Raw genomic sequence first — 15,480 nt, 5'->3', positions numbered from 1 at the left:
ATTCATTTAAATTAACAATTTACGCTAGGGGTGCTTCCAAGCTGAGAGAGAATCTATTCTCAACCCTAATAACCTGACCTAGGTAATACTAGCGTAGGGAAGTGATGATGTTTGCCTAGGCAATTTAACATGTATTTAACCACTTCCCGTTTGTGTGAAGTGGTTTTTTATTTACTTAAAAGGGGGCTATTTTTGTGACATCTATTGAACAATTATTGATGCAAGTAGAAGAACGACAAAAGGAATTAGTCGACCTTGCAATGACGCTTATTCAATATAAAACACCCAGTCCACCGGCGCGAAATACGAAAGAAGCACAGGATTTCATCGCAAACTTTTTAAAGAAACTAGATTTTTCAATAGACCAATGGGACGTGTATCCAAATGATCCAAACATCGTCGGCACTTTAAGAGGAACAGATCCTAAACAGCATAATAGCTTAATTATTAACGGACATGTTGATGTCGCTGAAATCGATGAAAACGAACAATGGGATACCGATCCTTTTGAGCCGATTATTCAAGAGGGGCATTTGATTGGACGCGGTGCAGCAGATATGAAGGGTGGACTGGCCGCTTCCCTCTTTGCGATTCAATTATTAAAAGAGGCGAATCTTAACATTTCTGGTGATTTGATTTTCCAATCCGTTATTGGCGAGGAAGTAGGCGAAGCCGGAACGCTTGAATGTACCAAACGGGGGTACACTGCGGATTTCGCAGTCGTTGTCGATACATCCGACCTTCGTATTCAAGGACAAGGTGGCGTCATTACTGGTTGGGTGACGATTAAAAGTCCGACAACTCACCACGATGCAACGCGAAGAAGCATGATTCACGCGGGCGGCGGACTCCATGGTGCAAGCGCCATTGAAAAGATGATGAAGATGATTGCAGGTTTACAAGAATTGGAACGTCATTGGGCAGTTGTTAAAAGTTATCCCGGTTTCCCAGCCGGCTCTTCTACTATAAACCCTGCCGTTATTGAAGGCGGAAGGCACCCCGCTTTTATCGCAGATGAATGCCGATTGTGGATTACGGTTCATTTTTATCCAGACGAAACACATGAGCAAGTTGCCAAGGAAATTGAAACCCATTTACGCAAAGTTGCAGAAAGTGATCCTTGGTTATGTGATCATCCGCCAACTTTTGAATGGGGGGGATCATCAATGATCGAGGACAAGGGAGAAATTTTTCCGTCTCTGGAGATCAACCCAGAATCGCCCGGTGTAAAAGCATTGTCACGCTGTCACGAATCCCAATTGAACGCTCCTGCGATTGTTGACTATTCTCCTACTGTTACAGACGGCGGATGGCTCGGGGAAGCAGGAATCCCAACGGTCATTTACGGTCCCGGTGATTTACAAAATGCACATGCGGTAAATGAAAAAGTACAGATTGTACAGTTGGTTGATTTTACAAAAGTGATGATTCGTTTTATTTATGAGTGGTGTAATACAAGGAAAGTGTCTCAAGGTGAAGTTACAGTTAAAGGAACTCTTGGGAAGAGTTTAGTATAGTTGTTGGCATTCCCCTACGGCTGTTAATGGACTTGACAAATATAGTTAAAGGCCCAAAATAACCCGTAGTAAGGCGAAAGAGCCTTACTACGGGTTATGTAGTTTAAATATTGTACGCGACATGTCTAGAGGACAAGTCAAGAGTGCATCATGCCCCTAAATAAGCTCGAATGATCCGATCATCTTCCCGCAATACTTCGGCTGAATCATGCATAATAATATTTCCAATTTCAATTAAATAACCCCTATTCGCTAAGCGCAGTGCAGCTTTTGCATTTTGCTCAATCAATAAGATCGTTGTCCCTTGCTTATTGATTTCCTGGATATTATGCATGATTTCCTGAACGATGATCGGTGCCAGTCCCATCGATGGTTCATCTAGCATGAGCAGCTTTGGATTACCCATGAGACCGCGGCTAATCGCAAGCATTTGCTGTTCGCCTCCACTTAACGTGCCAGCAATTTGTTTGGAACGTTCTTTTAATCGCGGAAATAGATCAAACGCGCGTTCAATTCCTTCTTTTATCCACTTTTTGTTCTTTCTAAACGTGTAAGCTCCTAACTCAAGATTCTCTGTAATAGTAAGTCCACCAAAAATCCGCCTTCCTTCCGGAACATGAATAATGCCGGATTCGACAATTCTATGCGGTGGAACATTCACGAGGTTTTGTCCATTCCATTCGATTTCCCCAGATTTTGGTTTTATGATGCCGGATATCGTTTTAAGTGTTGTGCTCTTTCCTGCACCGTTACTGCCAAGTAATGTAACAATTTCCCCTTCGTTTATTTCCAAGTTAACATTATTCAATGCACGAATTTTCCCGTAATAGGAATTGACATTCGTCAGTTTCAATAACGGCGGCTTCACACGACTTCCTCCTTCCCTAAGTATGCCTCAATGACCCTTTCATTGTTCAGCACTTCGGTCGGCGTTCCTTCGGCAATCTTTTCACCATAATCGATGACGGTAATATGTTCTGAAATTTGCTTGATCAGTGCCATATCATGCTCGATCATTAAAACAGTAATATTGTACTCATCGCGAATCCGCCGAATCAGCTCAATTAAGTATTGTTTTTCTGCAAAATTTAATCCAGCGGCCGGTTCGTCGAGTAAAATGATTTTCGGCTTTGATGCCAATGCACGCGCAATTTCTAAATATCGTTGTTGACCGTATGGCAAGTTTTTTGCCGCTCTCATCCTAAACTTACGGATGCCGACAAAATCGATACACTCATTCGCCACTTCTTCTATTAATCTTTCTTCTTCTTTTTGCGCCTTTGTGCGGAATAATGCGCCAAATACTGCTTGTTTTGTCCGGCAATGCATGCCGGATTTCACATTATCGAGTACGGACAAATTAGGAAACAGCCGCAGATTCTGAAATGTACGCGCCATTCCTAATGTAGTGATATGACTTGGTTTTTTATTGATAAGACTCGTACCATCCAGTTCGATTCCTCCGCTTGTCGGACGATAAAAACCTGTAATCATATTAAAAACTGAAGTTTTCCCTGCGCCGTTTGGTCCGATGATACTTGAAATGCTATTCCTTTCTACAGAAAATGATAAATCGTTGACAGCTTTCAATCCCCCGAATTGAAGGCTTAAATTAGTGACCGTTAATATAGACATTGAATTCCCCCCCACTCTGTCGCAGATTATTGATAGATTTGTAATCTATTGAGCAGTTCCATTTATTTCGAAGTAACAAGTCTGTCGAATTTTCACCCCATCGTATTTGGGAATTACCTTATAGTGATGGGCTTTCTTCAGGCGCTTTCGTATTCGATCCATCCAAGTCTTCTGTCTCGTCATTAGGATCCTCGTCTTCCGTTTCATATTGCGGCGGCCATATGCCTTGTGGACGGAACACCATCATTGCAACAAGTGCCACCCCAAATATTAAATAACGCCAATCGTCTGCCCCCCGTAAAAGCTCCGGAAGTATGATGACTAAAGCCGCCCCGACAACAACCCCCGAAATACTGCCGAGACCACCTAGTACAACTGCGAGTAAGATCATGACAGATTGCAGGAAACTAAAACTGAGTGGCGCAATCGCTGTCATTTTAACCGCAAAAACGGAACCTGCAAAACTGCCGATGACAGCACCAGAAGCGTATGATAATAATTTCAGACGGATCCGGTTGATCCCCATTGCTTCCGCAGCATCCTCATCTTCGCGAATATAAATCCATGCACGGCCAATTCTTGAATGACCCAACCGATAGACGATGAGAACGGACAGGATCGCGAAGATCAAAATTAAATAATAAAAATCTTTTTGCGTCGATATGACGTAGCCGCCGATGGAAGGTCTTGGAATCCCATAAATCCCCGAAGCCGAGCCTGTAATATTAAGATTCGTCACAACGATTCTAACAATTTCTCCGAAACCCAGTGTTACGATCGCTAAATAGTCACTTCTAAGCCGAAGCGTTGGTGTGCCGATGATGATGCCTGAAATAATTGCAAGTAGAAAGGCAACTGGGAGAGTCGACCAGAACGACCACTGGAAAGTCGTCATCAAGATTGCAGTCGTATAAGCACCGACAGCAAAAAATGCGGCATATCCCAAATCCAACAACCCCGTGTATCCAACAACTATATTCAACCCCTGGGCCAACACAACATAAAAAAGAACAAAGGTAAAAACATCTAACCAGTAGATATTAAGAAAGAATGGAAGTATGAACATAATGAGGGTGAGTAGTAAAAGTGACTGTTTTTTATATTTTCTTATCATCTACATCCTCTCCATTTCCTTCGCCCCTAATATTCCTGTCGGCTTAAATACTAAAAATAAAATGAGTATCCCGAATGCCAAGACGTCTTTCCAAGATCCGCCTAAGTAAAAAGTACCATACGCTTCTAAAATGCCTAAGACAAATCCACCAAGCATTGCCCCTGTAATGTTTCCAATACCGCCTAATACAGCTGCCGTAAAAGCTTTTAATCCGATAATGAAACCCATCATAAAATTGACCGTACCATAATAGATTCCAGACATGATCCCAGCTCCGGCTGCTAGAAATGCACCGATAAAAAAGGTGAGTGAAATGATCCTATACACGTTTATGCCCATTAAACTACATGCGGTTTGATCCAACGCAATCGCGCGCATTGCTTTTCCATAAATGGTTTTATCGATAAATAATCGGAGTCCCAACATGAGCAAGGCGGAGAGTAAAATCATTCCGATTTGGGAATAGGAAATGTGAGCACCGATGATCTCAAACCCATTTTTAGGTAAACTAATCGGATATACTTTGTAAGAAGCACCCCAAACGTTCATAGACGTGTACTGAAGTGATAAAGAAACGCCTAGCGCGGTTATCAGAATGGACAACCTTGGGGCCAAGAGCAACGGACGATAAGCAATCCTTTCTACTCCCATTCCTACAAATCCGACAAGGATCATTGTAATGACAAAAATCATCCCAATTCCTAATACACTTGTATTCAGACCGCCATCTCCTGTAATAAATGACAGTAAAGTAAATCCTATGAACGCACCGATCATATACAAGTCACCATGTGCAAAGTTCAACAGCTTAATAATTCCGTACACCATCGTATAGCCTAAGGCGATTAAACTGTAAAATGCACCGATCACAAGCCCATCAATTAATATTTGTAAAAAAATCCCCATTCATTGATCACTCATTTCTGTGCTTTTTTCGTAGTTTTGATGCCTATTATTACTTGAGTGAAGTTTCTCAGTCATTTTCCCAAAGACGGGAAGCCGTCGGAACTATTCGCTTATTCCCCAAAACCGAATAACTCCGACGGCCTAACAAATCTATTTTTCTAGCACGAAGTCCCCATTCTCAACTTTCATCACATGGAAATTCGATTGGTTTAGTGAGTTCGTGTCATTGAATTCAATGACTTGTCCAATTGCCTCGAAATTCTCCGTCTCCTTCAAAGCTTTTATGAGCGCATCAGCTTCTGTAGTATCAGCTCTCTCCAATGCATCTACCAATAAGTTCATCCCATTGAATGACAAAGCTGAAAACGGACCAGGTGACAGGTTATATTTTCCTTTATATTCCTCAACAAACTCTTCTGCACCCGGGATAAAGTTTGCCGTCGGTGTTGCTGTCACTAGTAAACCTTCTGCGTTTTCCGCTCCAGCTATGTCGATGATGTCCGGTGAATAGCTTCCATCACCGACCATGAACGAGCCAGACACACCTTTTTCTTTGAATTGCTTAACCATCAAACCACCTGCGGCATAATAGCCGGTAAAGTACGTACCATCAGGATTAAGCGCTTTCAATTTTGTCATCAATGATCCGAAATCCTTTTCTTCTGGATTGATCGCCTCGAATGCAACAACTTTTCCACCGTTTTCTTCAACATAGCCTTTGGCAAAGTCAGCTAAATTTTTCGCATAAGCGGAGTTGTCATGAATAATCGCGATATTTTTACCGCCCTGCTCTTCAAAATAATCTGTACCCGTTTTTGCCTGGTCAGGCACAAGTCCATTTATTAAAAACAAACTTTCATAGCCTTGTTCAGGTAGTTCAGATGAATTTGCCGCGGCGACAATCATCGGGATATTTGCATTATGGAAAACACCCGTCGCAGGCAATGTAGCACCTGAACAGTAGCCACCTACAACCGCAATAACTCCCTGGGAAACTAGCTTGTTTGCTGCAGTTGTCGCAGTTTGTGGATCACATGCATCATCGGCAACTTCTAACTTTATTTTCTTCCCTAAAACACCGCCAGCATCATTCACTTTCTCGACCGCCATATTCATTGCGTTTAACATGTCTTTACCGTCCGTCGCATTATTTCCTGTGACAGGAAGAAGGACGCCTACCGAAATGTCATCGTCATTACTTTTCTTTTCAGAACTCTCTCCGTCGGAACAAGCACTTAATAGTATGGAGAAAAGCAGTAGTAAACCGATTGCAAAAGCTGAGTACTTTTTCAATTGAATTCCCCCTGTTATAAGTTAATAGAATTGAAGCTTGTTCTTTTCTTACCTCTGATCTATAAAGTTTCCGGTAACGTCCTTCTCCACCCCCTTTTTAATATTGGAAAGAAGCAGCCCAAAAAGCTACTTAATACCCACATCTCAAATGGCGATCATTCACGAACCCATCGTTCGAATCAAAAATTTATATTAATTCATTAAATTTAACTAAATAGTCAGTATTATCCAACTATTATAACATGTTATCAGAATGATTTTATAATGTATATAGTTTTTGACAAATTTATAAGTGAGGCTTCATATAGATAGAAGAAAGAAAGATTAGGACTCATTAACTACGAAAAATCCCCAGAGTAACTAAAAAGAGCGCTAATCGTGTGACTTAGCGCTCCTTTTAAAGGTTATCAGAATAGTTTCCAATTTGTGTGGGTGCCTGGCACCAAATGGGTACTTTTTATAAATTATCCCCTGCCAATTGCTGTTCGGCAAACTCACGGTACAGGTTATGGGATTGAATGAGCTCCTGATGTGTTCCGATCCCTGTTACTTTTCCTTTTTCAATGAAGATAATTTTATCTGCATCGACGATTGTGGATAGTCTGTGGGCAATGACAAATGTTGTGCGGCCTTCCATCAATCGTGTGAGCGCTTCTTGAACGACGCCTTCGGACTGGCTATCCAAGCTCGCAGTTGCTTCGTCCATCATTAAAATTTTCGGATCGCGCAAAAACGCTCGTGCAATGGCAATTCTTTGCCTTTGCCCGCCCGATAACTTGACGCCCCGCTCCCCTACTTCCGTATCTAAACCGTTGGTAAAGGATTTGATGAATTGATCTGCATACGCCATTTCTGTTACCTTCCAAAGCTGTTCATCCGAAATATCCGCCGCATTCTCCAGACCGTAGCAAAGATTTTCACGGATCGTTCCCGCCATCATGGCGCTTTCCTGCGGCACATATCCAATTTGGCTGCGCCAAGAAGTTGTCGACAATTTGTGAATTGGTGTGTCTCCTATACAAATTTCTCCTGTTGATGGTTCATAGAACCGCTCCAACAAGCCAAACATCGTCGTTTTTCCGCCACCGCTCGGACCTGCGAAAGCAATCATTTCACCCGGCTGAGCTTCGAAAGAAATATGTTGAAGCACTGGTTCCTCTTCATCATAAGTAAAAGAAACGTCCTTCACATAAATTGGCTGATTGGCAATATCGATATCCAAACCGTCCTGCCCTTCTTCCAACGGCAGCTCTAAAATATCGATAATGCGCTCTGTCGCCCCTTTTGCTTTTTGAAGCTGTGTGAAAAACATCGCAAATGATGTAATCGGGAAAATAATTTGGAATAAGTATAGTAAAAACGCAACGAGTGCTCCTGTGGACATCGTGCCATTCGCAACACGCATGCCGCCGTACCCAATAATCATAACGATTACAATCATTACAACTAAATACATCAACGGTGCAATCAATGCGGTAATCCGCGCTTCCTTCAATCCGTATCCAAGCAGTTTTTGAATACCTGCCATTCCCTTTTCTTCCTCATTGCGTTCAGCAGTAGAAGCCTTCATCAAGCGAATTTCACCAAGCGTTTGTTGAATCTGCCCTGTAAAAACAGCCGTTTCATCTTGCAACCCTCTTGAAATCTTCGCCATTCGTCGCCCTAAAGGAATCATCACAGCAACTGTAACTGGAACAGATATGAGCATAATTAGCGTCATTTTCCAATCCATTATCAGAAGGATCGTGACTGCTCCAAGAATTGATATAATTCCTGTAATGAATTGCGGAAAATGTTGGGAAATCAGTTCTCGAACGATGCCCGTGTCATTGACGACACGACTCACCGTCTCACCGCTCGATTCGGAATCAAAATGACTTACCGGTAAACGAATAAGTTTTATCCACATCCGATCACGTAGTCTGGCAACGACTTTTTGACCGACATAACTGAGTAAATAAATCGAAATCCCGTTAATGACTGCTTGCACGATAAATGCTGCACCGATTCCGATCATAAGTGGGACACTTAACTTGGAAACAGAAAAACCATCCACAAGATTTTTTGTTAACAACGGAACGACAAGACCTGCCAGTGTCGTGAGCACGCTTGCTGTTAAGCCTATAGCTAAAGCGAGTTTGGGAATGTTTGTGGATAAAATAAGTGAGAAAAATGGTTTTAATCCTGTTTGTTTCTTGTCCATTGTGCATAACTCCAATCGAATCATTTCAAAGTTCCAGTATACACCAAAAAAGCTAGGAAGATGTGGATCACCTTCCTAGCTTTTTTATATTAAATAGACAAGTTTTTTAACCGCTCAATTGCTCGCTGCAGCTCGTCCACCGATTGAACGAGCGCTAAGCGTACATACCCTTCTCCGCCCGAACCAAAAATACTGCCCGGCACCATGACGACTCCGCATTGTTCAATGATTTCGTAAACGAAATCGATGTCCCCCATGTCATACGGATATTTTGCCCAGACGAACATACCGCCATTTGACGGTGTGGCTGACCAGCCGATTTCTTTCATTCCATTCATTAACACTTGATGACGTTTAGAAAATTCTTTTCTAAGTCGATCTGTAATTTCTTCGGCATTGTCTAATGCTACAGCCGCCGCTTCCTGAATCGGTCCAAATGTTCCGTAATCCAAATTCGATTTTAACTGTTTCATGATGCTGACGACTTCAGCATTTCCAACAATATAGGCAATACGCGCCCCGGCCAGGCTAAAGCTTTTCGACAATGAATTAATTTCTACACCTACATCTATAGCGCCTTCTGTAGCTAGAAAACTAATCGGTGCGTCTCCTGTGAAATAGTATTCCGAATAAGCTGCATCATGCAATACAATAATGTTGTATTTCTGCGCAAAAGCGACGACTTCATCAAAGAACGAAGCACTTGGAAGCGCGGGTACTGGATTCCCAGGCAAGTTCAAAATAAGCAGCTTTGCTTTTTCTGCAACTTCCTCAGGAATGGCTCGTAAATCTGGCAAAAATCCATTTTCTTCACGAAGCGGCATGTAGTACGGTACAGCTCCTGCTAGTTTAATGCCAGCTTCGTATGCGACATAAGCGGGATCCGTCGTAAGTACAATGTCGCCTTCATCACAAAATGCAAGCGGTAAATGAACGAGCCCTTCCTGTGAACCCATCGTCTGGATGACTTCGGTCTCCGGGTTAATGTCGACACCGGAACGCCGTTTATAATAATTGGCAACTGCTTCGTTAAAACGCTTTGTCCCGCCAAGCGTGTAGCCATATGTTGTTGCCAATGCACTTTCATCAGATAATACTTTCCGCACTTTTTCATCCGGCGGCAAATCCGGACTGCCAAGACTCAAATCGATCAGCTCAATGCCCGTTGCTTGTTTTTTCGCAGCAGCAGCCTTTAAATCACCAAAAATTGCTTCGGAAAAGATAGACATGCGCGCGGAAGGCTTTATTTTAATTGGCGTTTCAAGTTTCATAAGATCGTGCTCCCCTAATCTGTTTTGAGAAATATGTTATCACACTTTTCTGCCCAATTTATTTATATTATTAATTCAGAGAATTACAACACATTGAGACGGATAACAAAATGGTCCTAAAGAAAAAGAGCTTAGGAATCCCCAAGCTCTTTCGGATTTGAAACGCTGCCCATGAACAGAATCGCTTCCGCTTCGTCATCTGTAATCATAAAAAAGAATGGCCGATTGATGTCCATATAAAATTCATCTGCCGGCGCAGAAGTTAAGACGACTTCTACTGATGTCACAGCTGCCGATTCCGTACCTTTTTCATGCACATCAATAAATGTCTTTTGCTTTACCTTATCAATCATCAGGGGTGCATCTTCTTGAATTAATTTTGGGAACTCTGCTTTTTCCGTAAAGGCAGTTGGCATTCCGAGCTTTTGTAACACGCTATTCAGTTCTATTTCATATTCCATTTTAAATTTCGGCATGTTCACAATGCCTTCCTGCTGGCTAAATTGTTTATCCCATTCCCGCCATTGCTCGTTGGAAAGCGCATTTTCAAAGTCTGTTAAACTTTTGCCTTCTTTCGGCAAAAATACTTTCATACTCATTTCCCCATCCCCATATGGAAGTGACACTGCCTGGAAGTCGTCATTTTCCATATACAAGAAATTTTCTCTTCTGTTCATAAAAGGGATTTGGGTCGTCGTTCCGTCAGACAAAAAGAATTCACGGATTTCAGTTAGATTCTTGTCAAATTCATACGTCCATTCCCCATTGAAATAGATGGCGTTTAACAACATCATGACCAAATCAGGATTAAGCGGATTTTCTACAATCTCCTTAATCTTTTCCTGTGTTTCTTTTTCCACCCACCCATTAATCGTTTTCGCTGCCTGTTCATCCATAGGATTAAATTCTTTCATTTCGGCTTGATAAAAGTCACTGACGTCCTTTTCAAATTCTTGTTGAAAATGAAATTCATCGTTGATCCAAACGGAATTGGCGATGTCCACTGTAATTCTCTCTGACTCTTTTGTGAGCATTGCTAGTAGTGAGGCGTTTGCCTTATTTAAATCATCTACTTCGATGCCGCTCACTTGAAGTATTTCTGCAATTTCTTTTTTCGTTTCGCCATCCGCTCCGTTGTAAACCATAGACAGTGCCATAAATAGACTAGTTGGTGAAATGAAGACATTGCCCTGTTCATCTTTTTCAACTTCTTTTAGCAGTTTGAATGCAAGTTCATTGTTTGAATTTGTAATTTCTTTGTAGTCATCTTGAGCGAAACTAGTATTATTTTTCTTTTGTTCATTTACGCTTGAATCATCAACGTCTGTTCCGCATGCGGTGACGAATAGCAGCAGACTGGCGATTACGATAAGAAAACGCATCATTTTTTTCTTCATCCTCGACCTCCTTCTTCAAGTAGTTAGACTGCAGCACCGAGAAAAAGTTACACAATTTAAAACTATTCCTTTCCTCAATAAAAAAACACCCCACAGGATGTTTTTTCATTCAAACGGCCATTTTGGCAACTGTTGGTTAAGCGGTTTGTCAGTTCGGTAACCGAGCACATACTCCGCCTGCATAATCGTATGAATTTCACGGGTCCCTTCATATATGACGGGCGCTTTTGAATTTCGCAAGAACCTGCCGACTGGATATTCGTCCGAATAGCCATAAGCACCGTGGATTTGAACCGCATCATCTGCTGCTTGATTGGCAAAATTACAAGCCTGCCATTTGGCAAGGGACACTTCGCGTGTATTACGCACCCCTTTGTTTTTTAGCTCCCCCGCCTGATAGACAAGCAGGCGGCTCATTTGATAGCCCGCTTCCATGTTGGCGATCATTTGTTGGACGAGCTGGTGCTTGCCAATTTCTTTGCCGAATGTTTCCCGATCCCGGCAATATTTCACGCTTTCTTCGATACACGCGCCAATCAATCCGACCGCGCCGGCCGCCACTGTGAAACGGCCATTATCTAAAGCAGACATGGCAATTTTAAAGCCTTCGCCTTCTTTTCCTACCAAATTTTCTACTGGAACACGAACGTCATCGAAAAACAGCTCACCTGTATTACCTGCGCGAATGCCATATTTTCCTTTAATCGCTTTGGATGAAAAGCCCGGCATCGTTCGTTCGACAATAAATGCACTGATGCCATGGTGTTTTTTTGATTTGTCCGTATAGGCAAAGACAAGGAAGTGATCCGCGACATCGCATAAGGAGATCCACGTTTTTTGACCGTTTAAAACATAATCGTCTCCATCACGCACCGCCGTCGTGGACATCGCAGCAACATCCGATCCGGCACCCGGTTCAGTCAGTCCGAACGCACCAATCTTCTCACCTTTCGCTTGCGGAACTAAATATTTTTGTTTCTGCGCTTCGGTTCCCCATTGCATCAACGTCATAGAATTCAAACCTATATGAACAGACACAGCCGTTCGAAAAGCAGTGTCGCCGCGCTCCATCTCCTCACACAATATCGCTAGTGAATTATAATCCATGCCGCTGCCGCCGTATTTTTCGGGCACACAAACACCCATCAAACCGAGATCCGCAATTTTCTTCCAAAGTGCCGGGTCAAAACCACCATCCGTATCCCATTTTTGAATATGCGGCATGATTTCATCATCGACAAATTGCCGCACCGTTTTTCTAAGCATCTTTTGTTCATCCGTCCACTCAAAGTTCATCGTAAACGCTCCCTTATGCAGGTGCATCCCCTTTGTGCATACTTTCCTGAATGATGACACCACGCAATTTCATTTCTTCAATGTACAGTTCACCAGGAACGATTTTTTCAGGCGGGTGAACACCTCGCTTTGTAATGGTCCCTCTCCCGATCATTTGTGCGACGACTGAAACCGTATTGGCAGTTGCACGCGCCATCGCCGTCTCATTGACTGTTGAATCTTTTTCCGTCAGCAAGTTGTACGTATACGCCACTTTTTCACCGCTCCGAAACCCAGCGACAATGACCCGCAATAAAACTGCGTCCTTTTCGTCTCGTCCGAGGTGCAGCTTGGACGATAAATACTCCCTTATGACGTCACGCACGTGAATCTCTTGCCCCATAATCTGCACAGTTGTATCGCGGGAAAGCAAGCCAAGATCAACGAGCAATTGAAACTTTTCCGCATGTCCTTGATAGCGTATCGTTTTGTATTCAAGCGTATCCACGTCTGGAAAGGACTGCGCCAAAGTTGAAATGCCCCCAGATGTATGGAATGCTTCCAGCTCCCCATATTTTTCAAAAGTAATGGGCTCAATTTCCGATAAGGATGGAATTTCAATCAGTTTTCCATTTCGAATCACTTTCGATGGATCCGTGTAATGGTCAAATAAGCCTGCCAATGAAAAAACCACTTTGTAGTTCAGCGGTGGCTTTGCATCTACTGGAATACCGCCAACGTAAAGCTTAATCGTATCCACTCGATCTAGTTTACTAGCCCCGTAACCTGTTAAAATATTAATCATTCCCGGTGCAACGCCAAGATCCGGAATAATGGTCACACCTGCCGCTTCGGCCTTTTTTGAAAGCTGTAAAACTGCTTCTGTTGCACCACCGATATGGCCGCCAAGATCGACAGAGTGAACACCAAGTTCGATCGCGATTTGCGCCACTTTTTCATTGAATGAGTAAAAAAGTGCGTTGATGACAATATTGCCAAGCTTCATCACGTCACGGAGTTGTTGATCGTTTGTTGCATCCAGTAACAGAATGGTTAACTTATCATTCATCAATTGCTCTGCAAAATCTTCCGCTTGCCGAATATTGACATCTGCTAAATAGACTTGTTCAACATCATCGCTTTTAACAAGATCACGCGCGGCCTCTTTTCCCATTAAGCCTGCACCAAGTACAACAACCTTCACGTCCTCATCCCCTTTTAAAGATAGTCTTTCGCTGCTATTTTCCTAAGGGTCCGTGAATCTATGTAGCCTTTCAAACTATTCCGTATCAATTTGCGCACGCTGTAACTTTCCGCTGTAATCAATATAGATACTTTTCCATTCTGTAAATACATCGAGTGCCGCAACGCCCGAATCCCGGTGGCCATTTCCAGTTCCTTTCGTACCGCCGAATGGCAAATGGATTTCTGCCCCTGTTGTCCCTGCGTTTACGTAGACAATTCCCGTATCTAAATCACGCTGCGCTTGAAAAACTTTATTCACATCTTGTGAAAATATGGAACTTGATAATCCATAAGGTACACTGTTATTGACTTCGATCGCTTCTTCTAAACTCTCAACTTCGATTAAAGAGACAACTGGGCCAAAAATTTCCTCCTGCGCTAATCGGCTATCCCACTTCACATTTGTAAAGAGCGTAGGCTCAAAAAAATGTCCATTCGCATAATTCCCGTCGCTTAAAACATTGCCGCCAACAAGCAATTGAGCGCCTTCCTCTCGGCCAATTTCAACGTATTTTTGAATTTTCTTCAATGCTTTCTCATTTATAACCGGCCCTACTTTTACGGACTCATCCAATCCATCGCCAATCGTTAAACCTTCCATAGCGGCAAGCAGTTTTTCTTCTAAGTCCTTCTTTATATCTTTATGCACGATGACGCGGCTGCATGCTGTACAACGCTGACCTGTTGTGCCAAATGCACTCCAAAGAATGCCTTCCACAGCCAATTCAAGATCCGCATCGTCCATTACGATGACTGCGTTTTTTCCACCCATCTCAAGGGAAACCTTTTTTAAATGACGGCCGCCTGCTTCTGCAACACTTCGGCCTGTTTCTGTCGATCCAGTAAACGAAATGACACGTACATCAGGATGCTCAATCATTGCTGTCCCAACGACTGAACCCGTGCCAAAAACGATATTCGCAACACCTTTTGGCAGCCCTGCCCCTTCAAATATGAGTGCCATTTCGTATGCCAACATCGGTGTTTCCGTTGCAGGTTTCCAGACGAAAGTATTTCCCGCGACAATTGCTGGAAATGACTTCCACGTCGCTATAGCAACTGGAAAATTCCATGGCGTAATGAGCCCGACGACACCGATTGGCGCGCGAACACTCATCGCAAATTTATTTTGGAGCTCTGATGGAACGGTTTCTCCAAAAAGCCGTCTTCCTTCGCCGGCCATATAAAAAGCCATGTCGATGCCTTCCTGCACTTCCCCCCGCGCTTCTTCAATGACTTTTCCCATTTCCTTTGTCAGGATTTGTGACAAATGCTCTTTTTTCTCTTTCATGATTCGACCAATTTCATATAAATAATCCGCGCGCTTTGGTGCTGGAACAAGTGCCCATTCTTTTTGCGCTTTTTTTGCCGCTTGCACTGCCAAATCTACATCTTCCTTTGAAGACAGTCTCACTTGCGCCAGTTCTTCTCCGTTTGCGGGATTTAATACTGCTGTATACGCTGCGCCCTCTGTTTTCTGCCATGAACCGCCAATGTAGTTGTTTAATTGCATCGTGCAACTCCCCTTTCCACTAACGCCTTCTATATGTTATATATTTCAACAAATCGGAATAAATACCTCTATTTTGAAGCATGCCTGCCATACAACTATGAAAGATCGTCA

12 protein-coding genes and 1 riboswitch are annotated in these 15,480 nt (G+C 42.9%); of the genes, 1 reads left to right on the top strand and 11 read right to left on the bottom strand.

What is annotated here, in order from left to right; all coding sequences use genetic code 11:
- Positions 1–16: 16 nt before the first annotated feature.
- A riboswitch (TPP riboswitch) is annotated at positions 17–117 on the top strand.
- Between the two features lie 77 nt (positions 118–194).
- Positions 195–1,517, top strand: coding sequence for an acetylornithine deacetylase (locus AU377_RS05265; protein WP_256381694.1), 1,323 nt, complete (start codon positions 195–197; stop codon positions 1,515–1,517).
- 148 nt (positions 1,518–1,665) lie between these two features.
- On the opposite strand, the gene AU377_RS05260 is transcribed toward AU377_RS05265, so the two are convergent.
- The 11 genes from AU377_RS05260 to AU377_RS05210 all read right to left on the bottom strand — a co-directional run bounded on the left by AU377_RS05260 (position 1,666) and on the right by AU377_RS05210 (position 15,369).
- Positions 1,666–2,385 (bottom strand): ABC transporter ATP-binding protein, encoded by a 720-nt coding sequence (locus tag AU377_RS05260; RefSeq protein ID WP_067405229.1) that lies wholly within the window; start codon positions 2,383–2,385, stop codon positions 1,666–1,668.
- Entirely contained in the window at positions 2,382–3,152 is a 771-nt protein-coding gene (locus AU377_RS05255; protein WP_067405226.1) for an ABC transporter ATP-binding protein, read from the bottom strand. The genes AU377_RS05260 and AU377_RS05255 overlap by 4 nt, the downstream gene beginning before the upstream one ends.
- Before the next feature lie 118 nt (positions 3,153–3,270).
- Positions 3,271–4,218, bottom strand: coding sequence for a branched-chain amino acid ABC transporter permease (locus AU377_RS05250; protein ID WP_253724406.1), 948 nt, complete (start codon positions 4,216–4,218; stop codon positions 3,271–3,273).
- A gap of 48 nt (positions 4,219–4,266) precedes the next feature.
- Positions 4,267–5,172, bottom strand: a complete 906-nt coding sequence (locus tag AU377_RS05245) for a branched-chain amino acid ABC transporter permease (protein WP_067405220.1) — start codon at positions 5,170–5,172, stop codon at positions 4,267–4,269.
- A 150-nt stretch (positions 5,173–5,322) separates the two neighbouring features.
- Positions 5,323–6,465, bottom strand: a complete 1,143-nt coding sequence (locus AU377_RS05240; RefSeq protein WP_067405217.1) for a branched-chain amino acid ABC transporter substrate-binding protein — start codon at positions 6,463–6,465, stop codon at positions 5,323–5,325.
- Between the two features lie 457 nt (positions 6,466–6,922).
- Positions 6,923–8,668 (bottom strand): ABC transporter ATP-binding protein, encoded by a 1,746-nt coding sequence (locus tag AU377_RS05235; protein WP_067405214.1) that lies wholly within the window; start codon positions 8,666–8,668, stop codon positions 6,923–6,925.
- An 89-nt stretch (positions 8,669–8,757) separates the two neighbouring features.
- Positions 8,758–9,921 (bottom strand): aminotransferase class I/II-fold pyridoxal phosphate-dependent enzyme, encoded by a 1,164-nt coding sequence (locus AU377_RS05230; protein WP_067406061.1) that lies wholly within the window; start codon positions 9,919–9,921, stop codon positions 8,758–8,760.
- Between the two features lie 149 nt (positions 9,922–10,070).
- Positions 10,071–11,336, bottom strand: coding sequence for a serpin family protein (locus AU377_RS05225; protein WP_067405212.1), 1,266 nt, complete (start codon positions 11,334–11,336; stop codon positions 10,071–10,073).
- A gap of 105 nt (positions 11,337–11,441) precedes the next feature.
- Positions 11,442–12,632 carry an acyl-CoA dehydrogenase family protein gene (locus tag AU377_RS05220; RefSeq protein WP_067405210.1) on the bottom strand — a complete coding sequence of 397 codons (1,191 nt, stop codon included), beginning with the start codon at positions 12,630–12,632 and terminating at the stop codon, positions 11,442–11,444.
- 13 nt (positions 12,633–12,645) lie between these two features.
- The gene (locus AU377_RS05215; RefSeq protein ID WP_067405207.1) at positions 12,646–13,815 is read right to left on the bottom strand and encodes a saccharopine dehydrogenase family protein; all 1,170 of its coding nucleotides are present in this window, start codon (positions 13,813–13,815) and stop codon (positions 12,646–12,648) included.
- Positions 13,816–13,890: 75 nt separating this feature from the next.
- Entirely contained in the window at positions 13,891–15,369 is a 1,479-nt protein-coding gene (locus tag AU377_RS05210; RefSeq protein WP_067405205.1) for an aldehyde dehydrogenase family protein, read from the bottom strand.
- Positions 15,370–15,480 lie beyond the last annotated feature (111 nt).

Origin of the sequence: Sporosarcina sp. HYO08 (assembly GCF_001563475.1) — a bacterium.
Lineage (GTDB): Bacteria > Bacillota > Bacilli > Bacillales_A > Planococcaceae > Sporosarcina.
The sequence above is the reverse complement of the archived record's forward strand: the minus strand, read 5'-3'. Positions and strand labels throughout refer to the sequence as shown.

Coding starts and splice junctions, on each gene's coding strand:
- AU377_RS05255 (WP_067405226.1), bottom strand. CDS start 3,152: ATGTCTATATTAACGGTCACTAATTTAAGCCTTCAATTCGGGGGATTG.
- AU377_RS05250 (WP_253724406.1), bottom strand. CDS start 4,218: ATGTTCATACTTCCATTCTTTCTTAATATCTACTGGTTAGATGTTTTT.
- AU377_RS05245 (WP_067405220.1), bottom strand. CDS start 5,172: ATGGGGATTTTTTTACAAATATTAATTGATGGGCTTGTGATCGGTGCA.
- AU377_RS05235 (WP_067405214.1), bottom strand. CDS start 8,668: ATGGACAAGAAACAAACAGGATTAAAACCATTTTTCTCACTTATTTTA.
- AU377_RS05225 (WP_067405212.1), bottom strand. CDS start 11,336: ATGAAGAAAAAAATGATGCGTTTTCTTATCGTAATCGCCAGTCTGCTG.
- AU377_RS05220 (WP_067405210.1), bottom strand. CDS start 12,632: ATGAACTTTGAGTGGACGGATGAACAAAAGATGCTTAGAAAAACGGTG.
- AU377_RS05210 (WP_067405205.1), bottom strand. CDS start 15,369: ATGCAATTAAACAACTACATTGGCGGTTCATGGCAGAAAACAGAGGGC.